This window comes from Paenibacillus sp. Soil750, from assembly GCF_001428045.1.
Taxonomy (GTDB): Bacteria; Bacillota; Bacilli; order Paenibacillales; family NBRC-103111; genus Paenibacillus_E; species Paenibacillus_E allorhizoplanae.
Genome location: NZ_LMSD01000041.1, coordinates 77,248 through 100,045, shown reverse-complemented (window position 1 = coordinate 100,045; position 22,798 = coordinate 77,248). Strand labels below are relative to the sequence as shown.

Genomic DNA, 22,798 nt, shown 5'->3' with positions numbered 1-22,798 from the left:
ATTAGCTGGCAGGTTCAAAGGTCCATTGACTGGTCCAATATGTTGTGGGAACACTTCCATACTGCACGAAACCCGTGTTATCCTCGGTGTGCATGTAGGTGCCTTTCCAGCGATTTTTAATTCGCGTATAACCTGAAATGGCTTCTTCCGTCCATTGTGAACTCCAATATGTAGTTGGCACAGTACCATACTGAACATTCCCGTTCAGATTCTCCAGATGCATATATTGGCCAGTCGATCTATTTTTATATCGCGTGTAACCCTCAGTCGTTTCTTTGGACCACTGGGAGCTATAATCTGTAGCTGGTACATTGCCGTATTCTACGTTCCCCGTGAGATTATTCGTATGCATATATAGGCCAGTTTGATGATTTTTGATGCGATAATATGGAATTGGATAACCGCCATTCTTCTTCCAAACCCGGACATAATCTACACTCCACGTTTTTGGCCACACGTTATTATGCACACCTGAACCCGCATCGGTATAGATCCCCAGTATCATCCCCATCGGCATGTTAGGCGCATCATTTATCGTTTTGTACAGCTGATTATCGTAGTAGAAGTTAAGCTGTGTAGGGGTCCATTCCATCCCATAGATATGATACTCGGAAGATGGATCGCCGCTTGGAACCGGATCTTCATATAACGTCCAGTTACTCAGAAAATTAGGATCCCCCCAGCCGTATCCAGCGATTCGCCACGTGTTTGGTTTTGAAAAGAAGGTCTCTACAATATCAATTTCAGGATTGGCCGAAGCGCTGCTAGTATCCTGTGTGCCAACCATCCACCAGGCCTGATGTCCGCCGCCGCCGACATTCGCATTTTTGGCTCTCATTTCAAAATAGCCATACATCGTGCTATATCCGTTAAAATCAGCTTCATGATGATTATTCGGCATAGATCCGTTGAATTTATGCCAATTATCCTTCTCATACGTCTGGATACTGGATATTTTCACCGTAGAATCATAAGTTGGGTTCCATGCCGGTGTATCTGCATCAATACGTTCTTGCAAGGCTCCGTTGGCAATCGTGTACCGCGCCTTAGCGCCCAATTCCCGATTCGTTGGCGTTGTCCAGTGGGGAAGATAGTACGGAAGCCATTTATTTGTATCCAAAGTCGTTCCATCAAACTCTTCCTGGAAATCAAGCGTGTAACCTGTTTTGGTAATGGGGTTAGCGGGGTAATCAGCAGCAGATACATTAAGATAATTTGGTCATTTTCGTAAAAAACTCACGGTTACGCCGATTGGATTTACGTCTTGCGTGACCCGCGTAGCGCCATTTCCCTCCTGTAAGTCGATTATTTCGACTTGCGGGACCCGCGCTGCGCTCTTTCTCTCGCGTAAGTCGATTTTTTCGACTTGCGTGACCCGCGTAGCGCTATTTCCCTCGCGTTAGTCGATTTTTTCGACTTACACAAATTAAAAACAGCAGGAAGGCCACATACACCTCCCCGCTGTATTCACTATCGCTTCATCGGAATCACGACACGCACTGTCGTCCCAATACCCAGCTTACTCTCTACGGTAAGGCCATAATCCCCGCCAAAATATAGCCGAATTCGCTCTTGCACATTGCGCAGCCCATACCCGCCGCCTTCCGCATGCAGCAATCGATCCTGCACCGCTGCTTCCATGCCTTTGCCGTTATCTTGCACGGTAAAATGGATCTCATCCCCCACAAATTCAACACCAATGCGAAGAAGCTTGCTTCCCTCTTCCTTCTCATCCAGTCCATGAATAATCGCATTCTCGACAATCGGCTGCAAAATGAAATTAACGGTCTCACAATCATAGGCCGCTTCATCGATCTCATAGCTGACTTCGAATTCATCATCATGCATGATGAGCTGTATCGCCAGATAAGCTTGGATATTGCCGATTTCATCCCGAATGCGAATGAGGTGATTGCCTTTGTTCAAGCTCGTCCGATAGAATTTAGACAACGCATTGGCCACTACGCTGATGTCCATGGCATCCCGTTGAACAGCTTTCCAATTAATAATGGACAAGGTATTGTACAAGAAATGCGGAGAAATCTGTGCCTGAAGCGCCTTCAGTTCTGCCTCTTTTTCCAGCATGCGTGCTTGGACTGCTTCCTGAATCGAATCTTGAACTTTCTTCACCATGTCGGCAAAGCTCTGCGTCAGTTGCCCAATTTCGTCTGTCGCATTAGCGACTATCGGCACATCGAAGTTACCATTCTCCACGATGCTGATCTTCTTTTTCAACGCATGAATCGGTCGCACCAAGGTTCGCGAGAACAACCAAATGATACATAACAGAACCAACATACAAATCAGGATGATAGAAGCCGTCGCTTTCAAAATATCCTTCGTATCCACAATCATACTCGTCGTCGGCATAAAATACGTGAAGGTCCAACCCGAATTCATCAGCGAGCTGCGCGTCATCAAATATTCTTTGCCCTGCATACGGAACTGCCCTTTAGCTTGAGTTGCAATATCCCCTATTGCTTTTTCGCTTAAGGAGGAGGCTGCCTCACCCGCATAAATCACCTGCTGCTTACTGTCCGTAATCAGGATACCGTACTCACCATCATAGACCTGATCGAGCTTCTCGAACATTTTATCGTAATCGATCTTCACGTACAAAACGCCAGCGAACGTGGTATTATCACTCTTCTGAATGTTATGCGTAGCGAAAAGCACCTGTTGCTGCTGATCATAGTACCATTGTGTTTTACTCGCTTTCTTTGCCTCTTCATACCACGCGGTATTTCGGACAGCCTCGCTGGGATAGATGAAGTTGCCGATCTGTCGACCCGTATAATCCGAGTAAAAGAGAACGACTTTCATCTCTCGATTAATGTTGATGTAGTACCAAATCGTCGGTTCGATGTTATCGTTAAGCTCTTTGGTATAACTGAGAATATCCGGCAGCTCGGAGCCTGTCACCTTTTTCACAATAGGGTTAAACACCATGAAAGAGATGAAATTACCTGACTTCTCCATCTTCTGGTCCAAATTAAGAGCAGTCTGGCTAACCGTGTGGTTCATGCCAATCATGAGCTGTTTCTTCAGGTAACCTTTGGACGATTGATACGCATAGATTCCCAAAGCGAGAATCGGAATAATAATCACGACGAGATACGTAATAATGAGCTTCTTCCTGACCGTACTGTTGCGAAAATAGGCAAGAAGATGCTTCACGGCAGACGCACCTTTTCCCTATATTGTTTCGGCGTGAGGCCGAAGCTCTGTTTGAACGTCAGGCCGAAATAGGACATATCGGAGAACCCGACCATTTTATAAACGTCATTAATCTTATAATTGCTTTGATCAAGCAGATACTTTGCCTTCTCCATCCGGTACTGTGTAATATATTTAACCACACTAACTCCCGTCGCTTTTTTGAACGTATGGCTGAGATAGCTGGCGGATAAATGCACACTTTTGGACAAATAATCCAAGCTCAAATCCTTCTCGTATTCCTTCTCAATAATGCGCAGCACATCTTCGATCGCTCGTTTACGGGAGTCTGCTTCCGGATCATCATCAGCGCTGTCTTGGATCAAATTACGCAGCCGCTGCTCTTGCTGATAGACGAGTCCCGCTTCGTAAACCTTCTGCCAGTCCTGCTGCTGCCGCTTAGCCAACTGCTCCTCGTTCAGCTGCTGAATGACAGAGGTGATGACCGAACGAAATTCTTCCGGCTCAATGGGCTTGAGCAAGTAGTTCGACACCTGCAGGGAAATCGCTGTTTTCGCATAGTCGAATTCCCCATGTCCACTCAGAATCAGAATCTTGAGTTGAGGCTTCAGCGCCCTAGCTTCTCGGGCCAATTGCAGCCCGTCCATGAAGGGCATTTTGATATCCGTGAGAAGCACGTCCACGTCATGTGCTTGAAGTAACTCCAAAGCAGCCCTGCCGTGTTTCGCCTCCAGCATGTCAAATGGGAAATCGAACTTAGCCATCAGGAACTTGATCCCTTCCCGCTCAATCTTGTCATCATCTGCGATTAGTATGCGGAACATGTGAAATCCCCCCTGCTTCCATTTTATCAAACAGGATCAACAGCGTACATAAGGCAAACGGCAAACAGCTCCCAATCTTCCTTCCTATCCCTTTAGCGCTCCAGCCGCCACACCTTTGATCATGTACTTCTGCATAAGCAGATAGAACACAAGGAGTGGCGCCACACCTAAGAGCAGCATCGGGAACAAGCTAGTCCAATCCACCGAAAACTGCCCGATATTCCGAAACACTTCCAGTAGAATAACGTTATTTTCTCGTGATTGCAGGAACAACAGCGGGTTCATAAAATCGTTCCACACATTCAACGTTGTGACAATCGCAACAGTCGCAATCACCGGTGTTAGCAGTGGAAAAGCAATTCGCCAAAACGTCGCCTGCACCGAACACCCATCGATAAAAGCAGCTTCCTCTAGCTCCAGCGGCACAGAAGTGCTGATAAAGCTGTGAAACAAAAATATTGCAATGACACAGCCGTTCCCAATGTTCACCACAATGACCGCTAAGAGGTTATCCATCAGCCCTAGGCTGTTAATTAGCTTATATAGACTAACCAGTCCCATTTGAAACGGAACCATCATACCTGCTAGAAATAAGTAGAAAATAAACTTGTTCAGCGCATGCGCTCTTCTTGCTAAAGCGTACGCCGCCATCGAGGAAAGCAAAATAATTCCGATAACAGATACGCCCGTCACAATGAGCGTATTGAGAAATACGCGCGGGAATCTCATCGTTTTCCAAGCTAAGACATAATTGTCTACGTTAAAATGACGGGGTAAAGACAGCGGACTGAACGTTGCTTCGTCTGGTGTTTTGAAGGTCGTAACGATCAGATAATACACGGGGATGAAGAATAAAGCAGCAATGACAATCAACAGCACTTCGAAAGAGCCATTAACGGCTCGCTCACGGGAGGAAAGCTTCATGTTCATTGAATTCGCTTCCCCCATTTCCCAAGTACACGCATCATGACCGTCGTGATCAACATAACAACAAGGAAGAATACAACACCTGATGCTGCTCCCTTACTATAAAAACCTTCATTGAAAGACGTCTTGATATAAGCCGTCATAATCGTCTGCGTCGCATTCCCTGGACCTCCATCTGTGAGGGCAAGAATGATATCGAATACTTTAAGTCCACCAATCATAGCTGTAACGGCTACAACATTAACGGATGGCTGCATAAGCGGCAGTGTCACCTTCCAGAACTGCTTCCACGATGAGGCACCGTCGATATCGGCAGCTTCATACAAATCCTTCGGAATACTTTGCAAATTAGCCAGAAAAATAACCATGGCCCACCCCGTCCACTGCCACAACTGCGTGACAACTACCGAATAGAGCGCTAGATCGGCATCGCCGAGGAAATTAATTTTTGCTAAACCTAGTGCAGTCAAACCATTGTTGATCAAGCCAAAGTCAGACGTTGACATCAAATAATTCCATAGAAATCCAATGATCAGTGGGCTAAAAACCGCTGGCAGGAAAAATATGGATCGCAGGACATTACGCGTGAGCAGCTTACGATCCAGAAAAACAGCCAGCACAAGACCGAAGGCCGTTTGAAACACAGTCATTAATAGGGCATAAATAAGTGAATTTTTGAAACCTGCGAGCAACAAATCATTATTAAATATACTTTTGTAATTTTTGAATCCTACAAAGCTCAAGTTAGTCATTTTGGAAATTGAGTAATCCGTCACGCTATAATAGAACATGGATAGAAACGGATACACAGCAAACACGAGATAGAACACAAGCGCAGGCAGGATCAGCATGCCATAGTTCAGTTCTCTTTGCAGCAGCTTCAGTCGCACAGCCATCAACCTCTCTAGAAAACTTACGGCAGCCACTTGGTGTTGCCAATGGACCGCCGTAGGTTTCGGTATGAAATTACCTTGTTTTTACTTCTTCATTAATTCAGCAGTCTTCTTATCTGTCGCTTTAAGTGTTTGGCTGACGTCACTTTTGCCACCAAGCAGCTCTTGAAAATGTTTACCATAATCCTCGATAATGGACTGTGCGTTGTCGCCCCAATTGTTCCACGGCGCGTATACGTTACCCGCTTTGAAGGTCGCTTTCACACTCTCGTATTCGCTAGGCATCTCAAATTCGACACCCTTCAAGTAGCTGCTGCCACCCTTGTTATCGTTCCAGAAAGCCTTCTGTCCTTCCGGTGTGGAGATCAGATCCAGTACCCGCTTCACAGCATCCGCGTTCTTCGATTTACTGTTTGCAGCAAAGCCTACACCTGGACCTCCAATTAACCAGCCTGCTCCTGGTGTAGAGCCATAGAACGGGAACATATCAACTTTGATGTTCGGATTCTTTTTCTTAATGGCTTCCATCGCCCATGGTCCAGACTCCCACATCGCAGCCTTGCCTGTCGCGAATTCATCCAGCGCTTGATCATAGTCCACACCGAGCATATCCTGCGTGATGTAACCTTGTTTGATCAGTTCTGACCATTTCTCCAGCGCACTGTTCCAGCTGCCTTCGAGTGTTTTTTGCCCTAAGCCGTATTGCACATCGAACGTTTTGTTCTCTGGTTTAGATAAGAAGTCATTCATCACAAGTCCCATCGAAGACTTCATCATCGGCTCCCAGGACTTCGCCCCCATAGCTTGTGGTTTCACACCACTTTTCTTCAATGACTCGTGTAATTTCAACTCTTCATCAAACGTGGTAGGCGGCTTCAAACCCAATTTGTCAAAAATCTCTTTGTTATAGAAAATCCCTTCAAACCAACTAATTCCGGGCAGCGCATATAGTTTGCCGTCTGTTGTATACACGTTCTTGCCTGCATCATTGTAGCGATCCGCAAGTGAGGTCAGATCTGCCAAATACCCCAATTTCGCATACTTGGCACTGGTCGGAGGACTCACCGAAATAATATCTGGGCCCGATTGTGCAGCTAACTGAGTAGCGACGATATTGTCAAACTGCTTATTATCGATAAATTGGTACTCGAGTTCAATATTCGGAAGCTTTTGCTTAATCAGATCTAGCAGTGATTTCACGCTGTCTTCTTTGTTCCAGTAAGCCATTCTTACTTTCACTTTCTCTTGCTTGACGACTGATGTTGCGGACGCCTTGGTATCGCTTGCATTTTGGCTTGCACAACCTGTGAGCGCCATGGAAGCTGCCAAACCTACAGATACAAGCATCGTCGATATTTTTTTCATCGGATGACCCTCCCGTTATATGCTGATTACTGATCGTTCGAACCGGTTCTGATACTCAGTATATCGGAAGGTGCGCGTGCACAATATCTAAGATTTTTTGGAATGCTATGAGAAAATAACTTTGGCATAAAAAAAGAAGCTGGTCACTCGTACATGGGAATGTACAAGAAACCAACCTCTATGGCTTACTCACTTATTTCATCTATGCCATGATGCAGCTCAAGAACTGACCTGAACAAGCTCTAAGTCATCGAAGTAAACTTCACCATCCACCACATGTTTATACATAAATATCGTCGCACTTGTATTCGTACTTCCTGTAGTGAATGTGTATTCTTTCCTTGTATAATCCGCAGAATTCACATACACCTGACGTTGGTAACTACCGAAATTCCTTACTCCGAACTGTGCAGCGCCTCCCCCCACTGCCTTAGCCCAAGCGGAGATCGTATAGGTTGTGTTTGGCGTCAGTCCCGTTACGATTTGCTCGATCCCCCCGTAGGCAGTTGCCAATTTGGCTGCGTACGTCCCTGTACGAGTGTTCGTATTCACGATGGCTGATTGGTTAAAATGGGATGGCCAGTTCGTGAAATCTCCTGTCTCAAATCCGGGGTTGTTCAGCAAATTAATTGTAGGAATTGCAGGTACAACCTCCACAACGCAAACGGCTGTTTTGGTTCCGTCAACTGTCGTCACGGTTATCGAAGCAGTTCCCTCACCAACAGCAGTTACGATGCCATTCGCATCCACAGTTGCCACGGAGGGATTGTTCGAGCTCCAGGTTACCGCTTTATTAGCGGCATTGGATGGTGCGACCGTAGCCAACAAAGTAGCCGTCGCGCCGATTTTCAAACTCAATCCGGTATGGTCTAGCGAGACCCCGGTTACCGAGACAGGTGGCGGCGTAGTTGGCGCGCTTTGCTGAACAAGTTCAAAGTCGTCAAAGTACGCCTCGCCTGCCGCAGCACGTTTGTACATGAGAATGGTCGCGCTTGTGTTTGTACTGCCTGTGGTAAACGTAATCTCATTTCTCGTATAAGCCGTCGAGTTTATATAGACTTGACGTTTGTAACTACCGAAATCTCTTACGCCGAATTCACCATTGATTCCCATGGCCCATGCAGAAAGCGTATACGTTGTATTGGGTGAAAGTCCGGTTACGATCTGTTCGATTCCCCCATATGCGGTTGCCAACTTGGCAGCGTACGTTCCTGTATGGGTATTCGTATTCACAATGGCTGCCTGGTTAAAATTCGATGGCCAGTTGGTAAAATCACCTGTTTCAAATCCCGGGTTGTTCAGCAAATTGCTCGCAGACACAACCTCTACGAAACAAACGGCCGTTTTGGAGCCGTCTACTGTCGTCACCGTAACCGAAGCTGTCCCCTCACTTACAGCAGTGATGTTTCCACCCGCATCCACCTGCGCTACGGCGGCATTGTTTGAGCTCCATGTCACCGCTTTATTGGCAGCATTAGAAGGAGATACGACTGCTGACAATGTGGCTGTCCCACCGACTTTCAGACTCAATGCGGATTTATTCAGCGAAACACCAGACACTGCGACAGGGATAGGCGGCGGTGGTGGTGGCGGTTCCGTAATACCACTAGTTTGTATATGGAAATAGTCAAAATCCGCGGTAAGTCCCGTTCCCCCACACACAATGAGACCGATTTTGGGATCATCAAGGTTAGCAATTACTGTGTTGCCTATCTGGGTATAAGCGACACCGTCTACCGAATAATAGCCGGCATACTTATCTCCATACTTAACAATTCGAAGATAAGATACCGTCGACCCAATTGTATCGGGTACCTCCATATGAGTACGTACACCACCAACCTTAACGTCAAATTGTAACTGATTGCCGCTACCATACAACCGGGTCATTCGGATATAGGTATCGTCATTTACATAGACGACCAATCCACCTTGCGACCACTGCGAATTCGGCTTGCCTTCGAGCTTCGTATCAATAGCCCAGTTTCCTTCAGGCGCACCCGTGAGAAGGATGTTCTTGGCATCGGCACTTCCGCCCGCGATATCTCCGTTTTCACTGACAATTCTCATATACCCCGGGTTGGTGCTTAGCGACCATTTCGCTGGATTCTCCCGTGTCCAGTGCCATTGTGAATTCAGCAGGGCCTCATTGAACTCATCATCAGATCCTTCCGTATAGACGGGATCAGGTTCAACAGGTCCGCCCGGCGATGCGCTGTACTGGATTAATTCCAAGTCATCGAAGTAAACGTCCCCGCTGCCGCCGCTTTTATATAAATATATCGTAGCACTGGTGTTGGTACTGCCCGTCGTAAACGTAAGCTCTTTCCTCGTATAACTGGTAGCACTCATATGCACATCTTTGGAGCTGCCGCCATAATTTTTGACGCCAAATACGGCATCGCCCCCGCCTGCGCTCTTGCCATTTCCATACAATTTGTAGATCGTATTCGGATACAATCCACTGATGGTCTGCTCAACACCAGCCGTATTCCCTGTAAGCTTGGCTGCGTAAGTACCGGTAAGGGCATTGTTGCTCTCAATGGTTGCCCCATTATAATGAGTCGGCCAATTAGTGAAATCACCTGTTTCAAACCCCGGATTCTTCAACAAATTTTCCTCCACAGGCGGAGGTGGGAGCGGAGGGAGATTATTGGGATCCAGTCCTGGACCTTGGTAAGCACCCATATTCGGCGCTTGCACAGCCGACACCGGATTGCCGAAGTAGTCCTTGCCTCCGTTGTTCGTCATCAATTTACCCGCTCCAATAGCTGGAGATGTAGAAAGAAGCTGGTATCCGACAACCGTATCTTTACCTATACCGCCCGAACCGGGAGAGGCAAGCATCGGATCCGCCGTAATCTTATTGGCATCCGTGGGTTCGCTGGCCGGATGGTTGCCAAAGAACAGATTGTGATCAAACACATTATTCGTACTGCCGGCAAAATTGTAACCGCCGGTTCCGAGATTCGTGATGATATTGTTCGTGAAGTACGTATTTTTGGCATAACCGCCCCAGTTTAAATAATCCACCACTTTCGCGTTCGAATATCTAGGCAGATATACCGTGTTGTTATAGATATGAGTAGTATCCGGAGTTCCGCTAAAATTGAACACGGCACCGCTGTCATTCTGGCTAATGTTGTAGCGGATTGTCGTATTGGTATTGGCGTTGCTCGCAACCGTACCATCATTGACAACCAAGAAGGCGCCGCCTGCATTGTTATGGCTGTAGTTATATTGAATAATGGTTCCGTCGCTCTTGTAATCCGCATCATAAGCCATTGCGTCTCCGCCTGGCGCTGTATTGTAAACTTCATTGTTCTGAATCAACGCGTCCTTCGCTGAAAAGACCCAAAGCGGAACATGATATCCGCTGGCTCTTACATGCGTGTCATGTACGATGTTATTTTCGATCAGCGCATTCGTCGTATCCAAGATGAACGCTCCATCTGCACCCACATCATAAATGACGTTGTTGGTTACTTTCGAGTCAGCAGCATATCTCTTTTGCGCGCCATAAATGTAAATGCCCACGCTATCAACGGAATAAATCTTGCTGTTATTCACCACAACATCGGATACATGATAATCCCAGTTCGTTCCCCAGACGATAATACCGCCGTTATGGGCATAATCGGTGGCGGTATCACCCTTCACATTATGGATCTCTAGGTTTTCAAAAAGAAAATGCTTAAAAACTCTAGGATTACTGTAGCCGCCACTGGTGCCGTCCACATGTATGCCTCTGCGTACTGCCTTCGTTGCCGCATCATTGGTGATTTCCAGATTTCGGACTTCCCACTGCTCCTGATTGTTAAAATAGACAGCTGCTGCAGCGCCAGCCCCGGCGATCAATGGCTTACGGCCGGTACCATACATGTCAATGGTAATAGGATTTCCCTCAGTCCCTGAGCCTTGGGGAGAAAGCGTACCCGTCCATACACCGTCTGCCTTGAACATAATGGCGTCGCCAGGCTCAAAGACGGTACTGTTGACTTTACTCAGCGATTGCCAAGCTGATCCGGAAGCTGTTCCAGCGTTCGCATCATCGCCGCCTATCGAATCCACATAATAAACGGAGCCTGTTGCATAAACCGTTGACGGTGCGGCCATTGGTAGGAAGCCTGTTACCAAGACAACGATTCCCAGAAGCAAACTTAACAACCTGGACCCTTTCGTTTTCTTCATCACTTATCCTCCTTATCGTCATGTTTAACCACACTAATCGCATGAGAATAGTACGGTTAATGTTTATCTTAAAAAACGGTGACTCCCCTCGAGGTCGAGAAACCGCTTCCAAGAATGATATTAAAAACGTTTAGTGCACATGAATATTTTTATAAGTGCTTTCATCGATATCAACCTTAGCTTCTCGAATGCGCTTATCCAAATAGTCACCATATGCGGTGTCCACATAATTTTTCCACACATTACGTTTACTCTCGTCATAGCTCTTATAGCCACTTTTTTCTCGATCCACGACCTTTACAAGAACATACTCCCCCTGCATCGTCTCATCCAATACAGAGCTGACCTGATTAACTCCCATGTTATTTGCAAGTACGGAATAGAGAACTGCCTGAGACTTGAAATAGGTGCCAGCGGTATCCTTATTCAAGTTCTCCTCGGTAAATCGGACCACAAAAGCATCATTCTCGCCTTGCAGTTCGCTTATCGCTTGATCCATCTCTTCTCCTTGATCCAAGAGAAGTTTGATGGCGTCCATCCGTTTCTTGATGGATTGTTTCTTTGAATTATTCATGTTGCTCTGTACATCTTCCCTATAAGAAACGGAGATTTTTTGAAATCTAATCCTGTCCTCCAGAGTGAACAACGTATCCTTGATAAGCTCGTAATGCCGCTTGAGATCCTCTTCGGTCACGTTCAGTTCATCCTCGGACAGCTTTTCCTTCAATTGCGTCCGCAGTTTACTTATGTAATAGTTCATAAATGTACTTTCATCCAATTGGGCAGGGCCATATATGGGTTCGCGAGCTTTTACGGCGGCAAGCCTTCGCTTATTCTCTTTATCCATTTCTAGGAGCAAATCATCATAGGATGTCCCTTGTATCAAACCGTGTTGTTCGGCAAGTTCCAGCTCAATCTTGAATCTGATAACTTCATCTAAGGCTTCCTTTTTGGCTGTCTCTTCCGGATTCTCGCCATTATAGTCCGTTTCCCAGAAATTCTTTCCATATGCCACACCTTTGGACCGATAGAAATAGTCGATGACCGAAGCTCTTTGCTTATCCAACTCGCTCTTGAATTCTTGCGTTGTGATCACGCTGCCATTCACCATCGCAATAGAAGTCTGACCCGAATCAGCTCCAACTGAAGCATACAAGACGATGGCTCCGACAACCGATAGAACTAGAACTGTCATTGCTACGACTATCCTCTTCGTAAACTTCACTATGATCACCCCTACTTCATCTTATTACAGCGCTTACATTCGAGGTAGAGATAAAGTTTTAAGATGACCTAGGAATTTGTTAAGATTTTAAGGATCTTCTAACCAATTTCAATCCATTCAATCCGAACTGCGTTCTGCTCTGCCAGGATGACCAAACTCATCCGCTCCGTTCCCAGAGGAGGCATGACGTTTAGCTCAACTTGCTGCCAGCTATTCTCGTCACCAGCGACTTCCAGACTGCCGGAATCCTCACCATTGATTGTGAGCTTCATACAAGCGCTCTCTTCGACGGGGCTAATCATCATCCGAATCGTAAACTTGGCCGAATGCGAATCGTTGACTGTAACTTCATATGCTAGCCAGTCACCTGCAGCTAATTGAACGAACAAGCGTTTATCCGACTTCCCCCGTCCATGCCAAAAATTCGACCTCAACTCTCCCCCCTCCACGAAACGGATATCGGTGCAGTCCTGTTCACGGAATCCAATGAGATTCTCATGGTCTAAGGTCGTTCCGAAACTGACCCCTTTACCTTTAAACCCGTAAAAGATAGAAGGAATTCGAATCGGTGCTCTCCGAAATAGGGATCGAACAACATCCGAATGATAGGTGCAATTCACCAATGCTAGATTGTTTAGGTATTCCCATAAAATGCTCTCAGCGATAGCTGGATTTGGGCAGTCTCCCCCTTCCAAATATCGGATCAACAAATGCCAATTGTTCGGCATATTAATAGAGCAGGGAGTATTCTCTGTGTCTAACTTTTTCCATGGCCAGAAGTTCCATGATATGCCGTGCTCCTCGAATAATTGAAAGGCTCCGATGTACCATTCGTTACTATTTTCCCCGCCTTCGCCCATAAAGATCGGCACGTTCCACTCCTCTCTTTTTGCCAAATAAGGACTTAGGCTCTCCGTGTCGGGATTACTCCAGTATTTATGGAATTGAAGCATCAGGTTATCGTCAAACTTCTCGGTAAAAATAGACCAAGCGGTCGCCCAATGAACGCCTTCCAAAATGATCATATGACGCGTATCCACTTCCCGAATAGCACTAACAATCTCCTTGTAAAGCGGCATGATATGGTGATTATATGCCGAAAACCAATCAGGCAGCGGCTCGTTCAATAAATCGTAACCAGCCACGATCCATTCGTCTTTATAATGGTCTGCCAGCATCCGCCACAACCCGATGGTCAGCTGCTTGTTATTTTCATCCGTAAATAAGTTGGGATGATCCTTCTCCGAATCGTCAATATTTGAACCCGTCTGCCCGCCAGGCGCACCGTGCAAATCCAGGATGACATAGAGGTGATAGTTTCTACACCACTTGATTACCCTATCTATATAAGCCAAATGATGCTCCTTAATCTGAAGCGTCTCTCCTTCCTCCATCAGGAAGCGTGCATTAATTGGAATTCTTAGGGAATTAAAACCTTCTCCCGCAATTCGTTCGATATCTGCCTCTCCTATATACCTTTCGTAATACAACTCCCAGAACCATTCGGCTTTCGCAGGACCAATCAAATTCTCGACCATTTGTTCGATCCGTCTAGGCCGATCCCCTTGCTCCGGAAATTTCCACATATACCCTTCTGGTAGCAGCCAATTGCCAAATCCGACACCCCGCAGGATGATTTCTCGGCCATCTCCATTAACAAGTTTACTTCCTTTTGCTCTAACAAAACCTCTTACATCCCGTTCTTTTCCCGGTTGACTCACAATCTATTCACTCCCACTTCATCTTTGTGATTGGGCCTACTTTAACAAAAAGCCCGCTGATTTCCAGCGGGCCCCATTCATTCTATTTCTTCATTTTCGAGTACCAATCATTTACTTCTTTGGTCATATCATCGCCGCCTAGGCTCTTCCACTCTTTTACGAAGTTATCGAATTCGGTAACAGGCTTTTTACCATAAATAATATTGATAAATGTATCCCCCTCCAATTTGACGAGAATACCACCTTTGGATTGCATCGCCGGCGTATTCGCACCCGTGTACGCTTGAGGAATATAGATACCGGCTTTCCAACCATCATCGACAATTTCAGCTGCCTTGAGACCATCTTGACCGCTAACGGCAATTTTCTTCTCACTCGGCGTTACTGGAGTTTTCCCTCTGCTGACATCTGCTCTCAACTTCATTCCGATAAATGGATCTTTCGGTTCGATTAGCAGATATTTAGCGGGACTGACTTTGCCCCCTGGAATATCCCCTTCGGTCACGGAGTAGGTGCCATCCGCTTTGATTGTATAATCGTAATCCTTCGCCCACCCATTCACAAACTCGCTGCCCTCTTCAGGGTTTACAGCACCAAATATCCGATTCAAGTATAGGAATAGCGCATCGACATGTTGGAAATCTTTTTTAACCAATAAGCCGCCTCTTAAGTAGGTCGTGTCACGCGCTTCTATTTTGCCATTCAGCGTTGGCAGCGGATACGGCTTCATGATGGATCCCGCCACATTCTTCTGCATATCCGTATTCGGCCAACCGGACATCCACGAAGGAGCCACTACAATACCTACGCGACCTTGAGCGATCAACTCAGCCAATTTATTCTCGTCATGAAGGCCGGCTTCTTTCGAAAGATAGCCTTTATTGTACCAGTCCCTAAGCTTCGCCAAGCCATCTTTCATCGCCGGAAGCGTCGATCCATGAACCAATTTCCCATCTTTCTCCAACCACTGATAAGGTACCGTGCCCAAAGCCCCGAACACCCACGAGGTCTCTCCAAGCCAGCTCGTGAACGGATTAGGGGAAGATCCACCAGAGCCTAGACTTGCTCCAAGTGGGATAACGTTGTCAGATCCACCAGGCTTTTTGTCCAAGAAAGCTTGCATGACAGCTTCTAGCTCTTCAAATGTCTTGGGAGCCTTGAGGCCGAGTTTATCCAACCAATCCTGTCTGACCCACATCACAGGGTTGTCATTCCCAGCAGTAGCAAAGTTTGGGAGAGCCATTTTTTTACCACCGTAGGTGACTTGGCTCCAATTCAATGGGTTCGCGTTGTAGATTTGTTTCATCTTGGGCGATGCATATTTCTCGAAATCTGCTGTGATATCTCGATACTTGCCGGATTGAATCAATTCGTCCAATAACGTCATATCCTGTGTGGTGAGCACATCAGGCAACGATTCGTTTGCTGTTAGCATCAATCTCAGTTTCGTATTAAATTGTTCTCCGGGTACTTGCCACAAAACTTTCAGATCAACACCTAGTTGATCGTGTGCCCACTTCGTGTGCACATTGTTTTCCATGGTCTCACCGTTCTTGAACTTCATGGTGGCATCCGTGGCTTTGACTGTCGTGATGGTCACTGGTGTTTCAAATTTGTATGTTCCCTTTTGGATGGCTTCAGCAGAAGCACCCTTCTGTGCAGCGGATGTCGGCGAATTTTCTGCTCCCTTTTCGCCGGAACTTGTGCTTTGAGAACAAGCGGTTACGAGAGAGAACACCATAATCACTGCAAGAGCAAGTAGATATCGTTTTTTACCCATTTTCTATCAAGATCCTCCCTTTACGCTGTATTGCGTTGCACCTTTATATTAATACAGCGCTTTCAGCGGGGTAAGTGATAAAGTTTTAAGATGGTGTATGAAATTGTTAAGATTGGGTGATATGCCGATCCCTGTATTCTTGTGGCGTGACTCCGTAATAATTTTTAAATAGTTTGCTAAAATAAGGCGGGTTTTGGAAGCCCATTTGGCTTGCTAGCTCATAGATTTTAATATCTGTTGAGCCCAGCATAACGGCTGCCTTTTCCATCCTGTACCGCATAATGAAATCACTGATATTTTCTTTCATTTCCTGTTTGTACATGGATGACAAATATACAGGGTGCAGGGTCACATGATCTGCGATTGTTTGCAGCGAAACATCTTGTGCAATATGCGTCTCAATAAAACGATGAATTTTCGAAATTAGCTGGTTTTTGCCATCCTTGAATTCACGAATGCTGCCAGATTCCATACTTTCCAGTACCCCTACCGCCCACTCCATGACCTGGTCCGCTCTGGATAACGCTCGTGGATTTGACGACACATCCGTCTCCAACCCGGATACTTCCATCAAGGTTTTGCCTTGGAGGTGTGCAATATACAGAAAAGCATTCATCAAGGTATAAGTAACTTCCATCATGTTTTCTTCCGTATCCATTTTTTTGGAGCTCATTTCTTCAAAAACATCACTCAATTTCTTACGGACATCCCCCCACCGCCCAGCTTCTAATAGCTGTTGGATGCTTGGCGGACTGTATAAGGATTGCAGCGACCTGGATTGCACGCGAGGCATCCCGGACATGATCATGATTTCCCTATCGCTTCGGGGAACCTTGCGAAATTCATTCAAAGATTTGCGATAATGCAGCGCAAGTTCATCTGGAAATATCCCCTCATCGCTTATCAAGACGGATACTTGCCCCTTCAAAAAGGCCGAGACTTTTAATTGCAGCTCATAGGCTGATTTCTCTAGTACGTTATCGCCTCTTGTAACGAAAGATTCACCCTTACCTTTGTCCTGCAGCAAAAAGCATAAATACCCGAATGTATCTTTACAGTACCAGACGTTATAATCCGGCTCTAAAATTTCGCAAGCGATATTATGGACGGCGTATTCGAATAACAAATCGTCATGCTCCACCGCATCTCCAAACCCACCATCCATTCTTACTAGGATAAACGAACAGTTCATTCCCGGTTCAAAAGGAAGCTGGTACTCTTTCATTCGTTCAGCTAATACCGAGGATGACAGGGTACTTCCCGTCAACAAATTATTTAATAAATTGGATCTTAATAATGGCAGGTGAACATGAAGTGTCTGACGGGCCCTTTCCAAGGAGCCTACATGCTCCCATTCTTGATCGAAGAGCGTCTTCACACGAGACACCTCATCCATCAACTCTTCGTCCTTAATCGGCTTCAACAAATAATTTACCGTGCCGTACATGATGGCCTGACGCGCGTACTCGAATTCACCATAACCCGAAAGTAAAATGCATTTGGTACGGGGAAAGTGATCCTGTATATGTTTGCATAATTGCAGCCCATTCATGCCAGGCATGCGGATATCCGTGACGACAATATCGATCGGCGTTTTCTTTAGCACCTCAACAGCTTCCAGCCCCGAGGCCGCTTGAAAAACGTATTCTACACCGATACTTCTCCAATCATTTTCAACCATACTCTTTAATAACATGGGTTCATCATCCACCAGCAGAAGTTGAATCATGGGTACCAAGCCTCCCTACCTTATTCTCATTTCCATCGAAGTGCTACACTGAGACCTGACAACTGACTCGAAGCTGTAATCATAACACCTGCATCAGGACCAAATCGTTGTACTAATCGTTGATTGACGTTCCACAGTCCGCAGCCTGTATGTTCATCCATAGGACGCTCCAGACTCTGTACATAGTCATCTATCTCCTGATCCGACATCCCAACACCGCTATCTTCGACAACAAGCACATTCCAGTCGGACTCACGACGACCCGAGACCATGATGCTCCCTCGTCCCGGTTTGGGTTCTATGCCATGTACAATTGCATTTTCTACAACCGGTTGGAGAATAAGCCTCATCACAGGTTCATTCAGCATATCCGCAGGAATATCAATCTGATAATCAAGACGTTCCAGCCGTAACGAATATATGTTCAAGTAGTGATTGACCAAATCAACTTCCTCTTTTAACAAAGGCATCTGATTCTCAACCCTTGTGGTATAGCGATAATAATCCCCTAAATGATACGTCATTTGTTTAATGGTGTCGGTATAGCCAGCTTTGGCACAACCCGCAATGAAAGACAGGCAATTGTACAAGAAATGGGGATTGATCTGCGATTGCAGCTGCTTTAACGTTGCCAGGCGGGAACGATTTTGTTCCTCGTATACGTTGGTGATCAAATGTTGGATCTCGTCTCCCATATCATTAAATCGCAGCATCATGTAATCAAATTCATTATGAAACCGCTTATTGATTCGGAACGAATAGTCGCCCATCTCCATATGCTTGAGTCCTTTCATGATAAAAGAAATCGGCTTCTGCACATGAAGATACAAGAGATAAGAAGTGGCAAATCCAAGAAGAACCAGCACGAACATGCTGATATAAAACAAATTTCTACTCTTAATAATCGGAGCGTGAAACGTGTTTAAAGGGACATAATCAATCAAATAAGCATCGATACTTGGCAGATGGGTATAACTCAAATAGGCCTTCTGTTCCTCTAGTTGTATGCTGCGATGCCCGCCTTCGTTTAATCCTTCACTAAGAAGTCTATCTCCCAAATTTGCTAAGTCGGCGTCACTTTCATCAGAAACCGAGAACACCTTGCCCGTGCTTGTCAATAAAAAGGAGTACCCCGGACTATCTCGTTTGTATGAGCGCAGCATTTTCCTAATATTATCTAGTCCAAAACGCACTTCATAAATCGCACTTACCGTCTGTGGACTACTTTTGGAAAAGTACGGATCCCAGATAAACAGTTGATAGTACGGCGTTTCATTAGAACCTCCTGGGTGGAAGTGCCACTTCCCGCTATCAGCCGTTTCAAGAACACTCTCATCGTAGCGATCATTCGGATTTGTCGATATTCTTCTTTGGGTATCGGGTAAATAGATGGATAAGTCATTGGACCAATTGCTGGAAAAGCTCTGAAGAAAGAGTTTTTCTTTTACTTGTGTTTGAAAATCAATCATCCCGTAGTAGTCTTTCGTCAGAATACTCGTCTGAAGCTTCAAAATGGAGGAGTCACGCGCTAAAACGCTGGAGGAAAGGGACAAACGTTCAGCACCCACTTCAATCTGGTTTTTCAGAAACTGCAGTTGACTTTCGTTGTACGCCGTAATCTGTGAATCAATGACCTGAAAGCTAGTTCTGCTGAAATACGCAAATAGAATGACAATGGGAATTAATAGAATGAGGATGACACCGTTGATTTTCAGGAATATGGGCCAGTGCCGCTTCATTGCACAACCTCCTTAAGATATTGACAGTCACCTTTAATATGTATTCTATACAAAAAAACGCTTCCATCCTAAGATGAATATACAGAAGACGCAAGTCGAGGAGGAAAATAATGTATGAAAGATACCGTCATTATAACATCATCGTCACCCGTAACGGCAAGAGTAAGAGAGAAACGAAATTACCCGCTTCGCAAAACATGGAGGCTTCATCTCATGCTGCTGCCCGCAGTATTAGTTGCTCTCATCTTTAAATATGCCCCTATGCCGGGGATCATCATGGCGTTCCAGGACTTTAAACCATGGCTTGGCATTTCTGGATCTAGATGGATCGGTTTGGATAATTTCCAACTTATTTTTACGATGAAAGGCTCCGTTCAAGTCATTTGGAACACGTTAATTATCTCTGTTTTAAAAATACTATTTGGATTGGCTGTACCCGTCACCTTTGCCTTACTGATCAATGAAATCCGAAATATGAAATTGAAACGCTCGCTTCAAACCATGGTGTACCTGCCCCATTTCATGTCATGGGTCATATTGGGTGGTATCTTGTTGGACGTGCTTTCACTAGACGGTGTTTTAAACCGGTTAGTTGCAGCTTTTCATTTACAACCGATCATGTTTCTAGGCGAAGCGAATTGGTTCCGCTTTACCGTCATTGTGAGTGATTTATGGAAGGAATTCGGCTTCTCCGCGATCGTCTTCCTTGCCGCATTGTCCGGCATCAATCCGGATCTGTATGAAGCCGCCGAAATCGATGGCGCCGGTAGATGGCAGCAAACCATCCATATTACGCTTCCTTCCCTGCTTCCTATCATGGTTGTCGTGTTCACATTGTCCCTAGGGAACATGTTGAATGCCAATTTTGATCAAATCTACAACCTCATTAATCCACTCGTCCTTCAAAAGGGAGATATTATCGATACCTTTGTATTCCGTAACTTCCAAGGCGGGCAATACAGTTTAGCTGCCACAGTGGGCTTATTCAAATCGGCCGTCGGTTTCATCCTAATCAGCGCCGGATACTACATTTCACACAAATGGACGAATTACCGTGTATTTTAAAATGATTAACAGTGGAGGAACAGGCTATGTATTATAAAAATCCATCCTATAAAGTGTTTTACTATTTGAATGTGACGCTTCTGATCCTTGTCTCCATTCTTTGTATTTTGCCGATGCTGCATATCTTTGCCGTCTCTCTCAGTGGGAAAACAGCCGCCGAATCCAATCTAGTCACGCTGTTCCCAATCGATTTCAATCTGGACAGCTATGTGAAAACATTTCAAAATGATAACTTCCTACATGCCATCCAAATCTCGATATGGCGCAGCCTCATCGGTACGGTAATGGCCATGATGGTAACCGTTCTCGCTGCCTTCCCTTTGTCCAGAAGCAACATCGAGTTCAAGCCACGCAACTTTTACGTATGGTTCTTCCTGATCATTATGATTTTCGATGCCGGACTTATCCCCCATTACCTGCTGATACAAAAGATCGGATTGGTTGGTTCGTTCTGGGTTTACATTCTGCCGCATCTGCTCAATGTCTGGAATATCATTCTAATGATGAATTTTTTCCGTGCGATACCGAAAGAACTGGATGAGGCGGCTACGATGGACGGAGCAACATCCTTCCGAATTTTCTTCTCCGTTTACTTACCGATATCCATGCCTGCCCTTGCAACCCTCTCCTTATTCACACTGGTAGGCCATTGGAACAACTGGTTTGATGGCATGTTATATATGAGATCACCCGAACAATGGCCGCTGGCCACGCTGCTGCAGACCATCGTCGTCGCACGCGACCTCAGTAAAACCGGTATTGATTTTGAAGATTTAGAACTACTGTCCAATCGGAGTGTAAAAGCAGCACAAATCTTCATCGCAATGATTCCGATTCTGATCGTCTACCCGTTCCTTCAGCGCTTTTTTGTCAAAGGCATGGTTATTGGAGCCGTAAAAGAGTAACCCTATAAGTACCCATTGATTGAACACTTCCTCAAAGTGTCCAGTCCGTGGGTACTTATTACGTTATTTGCCTGCATCCAAATGCGATTACATACGTATACGATGTAGAAAGGAGTTGTGCACAGCATGAATGATTTTGAACGCAATCACCATCCGGAAACTAAAATTGAGCTGCAGAAGGCCCTTCATGAGATCGAAGCCTGGGAAGCTGATCAGAAAGACCTTTGGTTCTGGGAAAAGCTCGGGCGCCTTCCTTTCCAAGTGCTGGATCGCTTAACGCCGAAGTTTTTGAATAAAAAAATAGGGGAAGCCTTGGATGAGCTTGGCAATTATTTGCAAGCAGGCGGGCGGTATTTGATTTCTGAGAAGGGGACGTTGCGGCATGTTGAGGAAGTGTATAAGCGGGGTGAGCGAGATGATCTTACTGAGGGGATTACGATTGCATCCGTGGGCACATTGCCGCTGAAAGTGCTGGATCAAACCGCCGACGAAATTGTGCTAAATCGGTCCAAAATTGCTACCTTGCAAGGCGCAACGACGGGTATCGGAGGAATCCTCACACTCGCTATCGATATTCCAGCCATCCTGGGACTGTCCTTGAAAACCATTCAGGAAATTGCCATCTGCTATGGCTATGATCCCAAAGATAAGCAAGAACGGATCTTCACGATCAAGGTTCTGCAATTCTCATCCTCCGACATCGTGGGCAAAAAAGCGATTCTCGAAGAGCTGGGGAACTATGCCACTGTTGATAAGGAGAGTGTGCAGATGATCTCACAGCTTCAGGGCTGGCGCGAGGTATTCGCCACGTACCGCGATAATTGGGGTTGGAAGAAGCTGTTCCAGCTCATTCCAATCGCGGGTATTCTCTTTGGCGCTTGGATCAACCGTGGGACGCTGAAAGATGTAGGGGAAGCCGCGAAAATGCTGTATCGCAAACGGCGTATTCTCGAGCGCTTACAAGCCCAAGTCGATGGTTAGCTGAAACCATCCCTACCTCTTGCCGTAATAAGGAGTAAACCGCGAAAGGAGGAATGTAAGGTGATCAAATATTTACTACGTAAATTATTGGGGTCTCTTCTCCATTCCAAGCGAAGCCGTCACTATCGACATAGCAGTTCCAATTATAGCGTTCATGTTACGCGACGCTATTCTTCTAGTCATCGTGGAGGTTATGGACATCATCATCAAGGACAGCGTTATTACAAACATAGAGGTGGCAGCTCCAGCTAACCCCAAGCCGCGAAAGTGGCTTTT

Annotated in this window: 15 protein-coding genes; 3 read left to right on the top strand and 12 right to left on the bottom strand. The window is 45.8% G+C overall.

Features of this window, described 5'->3' with window-relative positions; translation table 11 throughout:
* Position 1: 1 nt before the first annotated feature.
* From ASL11_RS30000 to ASL11_RS29945, 12 genes are all read right to left on the bottom strand, one after another.
* Positions 2 to 1,120 carry a glycoside hydrolase family 16 protein gene (locus tag ASL11_RS30000; protein ID WP_200962490.1) on the bottom strand — a complete coding sequence of 373 codons (1,119 nt, stop codon included), beginning with the start codon at positions 1,118 to 1,120 and terminating at the stop codon, positions 2 to 4.
* Between the two features lie 350 nt (positions 1,121 to 1,470).
* Positions 1,471 to 3,177, bottom strand: a complete 1,707-nt coding sequence (locus ASL11_RS29995) for a cache domain-containing sensor histidine kinase (RefSeq protein WP_056623019.1) — start codon at positions 3,175 to 3,177, stop codon at positions 1,471 to 1,473.
* The gene (locus ASL11_RS29990) at positions 3,174 to 4,001 is read right to left on the bottom strand and encodes a response regulator transcription factor (protein ID WP_056623016.1); all 828 of its coding nucleotides are present in this window, start codon (positions 3,999 to 4,001) and stop codon (positions 3,174 to 3,176) included. The genes ASL11_RS29995 and ASL11_RS29990 overlap by 4 nt, the downstream gene beginning before the upstream one ends.
* Positions 4,002 to 4,085: 84 nt before the next feature.
* Positions 4,086 to 4,931, bottom strand: coding sequence for a carbohydrate ABC transporter permease (locus ASL11_RS29985; RefSeq protein WP_235550617.1), 846 nt, complete (start codon positions 4,929 to 4,931; stop codon positions 4,086 to 4,088).
* On the bottom strand, positions 4,928 to 5,824 hold the full coding sequence (locus ASL11_RS29980; protein WP_056623010.1) for a carbohydrate ABC transporter permease: 897 nt from the start codon (positions 5,822 to 5,824) through the stop codon (positions 4,928 to 4,930). Before ASL11_RS29980 ends, ASL11_RS29985 begins: the two co-directional genes overlap by 4 nt.
* Positions 5,825 to 5,905: 81 nt before the next feature.
* A complete protein-coding gene (locus ASL11_RS29975; protein ID WP_056623007.1) occupies positions 5,906 to 7,186 on the bottom strand; it encodes an ABC transporter substrate-binding protein in 1,281 nt (426 codons plus the stop codon).
* 219 nt (positions 7,187 to 7,405) lie between these two features.
* Positions 7,406 to 11,377: an Ig-like domain-containing protein gene (locus ASL11_RS29970; protein ID WP_056623005.1), complete on the bottom strand. Its 3,972-nt coding sequence runs from the start codon at positions 11,375 to 11,377 to the stop codon at positions 7,406 to 7,408.
* Positions 11,378 to 11,507: 130 nt separating this feature from the next.
* Entirely contained in the window at positions 11,508 to 12,602 is a 1,095-nt protein-coding gene (locus tag ASL11_RS29965; RefSeq protein ID WP_157257102.1) for a hypothetical protein, read from the bottom strand.
* A gap of 98 nt (positions 12,603 to 12,700) precedes the next feature.
* The gene (locus tag ASL11_RS29960; RefSeq protein WP_056622999.1) at positions 12,701 to 14,323 is read right to left on the bottom strand and encodes a cellulase family glycosylhydrolase; all 1,623 of its coding nucleotides are present in this window, start codon (positions 14,321 to 14,323) and stop codon (positions 12,701 to 12,703) included.
* Positions 14,324 to 14,405: 82 nt separating this feature from the next.
* Positions 14,406 to 16,103 (bottom strand): extracellular solute-binding protein, encoded by a 1,698-nt coding sequence (locus tag ASL11_RS29955; RefSeq protein ID WP_056622997.1) that lies wholly within the window; start codon positions 16,101 to 16,103, stop codon positions 14,406 to 14,408.
* A 106-nt stretch (positions 16,104 to 16,209) separates the two neighbouring features.
* The gene (locus tag ASL11_RS29950) at positions 16,210 to 17,832 is read right to left on the bottom strand and encodes a response regulator transcription factor (RefSeq protein ID WP_056622993.1); all 1,623 of its coding nucleotides are present in this window, start codon (positions 17,830 to 17,832) and stop codon (positions 16,210 to 16,212) included.
* A gap of 26 nt (positions 17,833 to 17,858) precedes the next feature.
* Entirely contained in the window at positions 17,859 to 19,571 is a 1,713-nt protein-coding gene (locus ASL11_RS29945) for a sensor histidine kinase (protein ID WP_056622991.1), read from the bottom strand.
* Positions 19,572 to 19,685: 114 nt separating this feature from the next.
* Between ASL11_RS29945 and ASL11_RS29940 the strand changes: the two genes are divergently transcribed.
* The 3 genes from ASL11_RS29940 to ASL11_RS29930 all read left to right on the top strand — a co-directional run bounded on the left by ASL11_RS29940 (position 19,686) and on the right by ASL11_RS29930 (position 22,522).
* A complete protein-coding gene (locus tag ASL11_RS29940) occupies positions 19,686 to 20,636 on the top strand; it encodes an ABC transporter permease (protein ID WP_082595969.1) in 951 nt (316 codons plus the stop codon).
* Between the two features lie 26 nt (positions 20,637 to 20,662).
* The gene (locus ASL11_RS29935; RefSeq protein WP_056622989.1) at positions 20,663 to 21,541 is read left to right on the top strand and encodes a carbohydrate ABC transporter permease; all 879 of its coding nucleotides are present in this window, start codon (positions 20,663 to 20,665) and stop codon (positions 21,539 to 21,541) included.
* Positions 21,542 to 21,667: 126 nt separating this feature from the next.
* Positions 21,668 to 22,522: an EcsC family protein gene (locus ASL11_RS29930; RefSeq protein WP_056622986.1), complete on the top strand. Its 855-nt coding sequence runs from the start codon at positions 21,668 to 21,670 to the stop codon at positions 22,520 to 22,522.
* Positions 22,523 to 22,798: the final 276 nt, after the last annotated feature.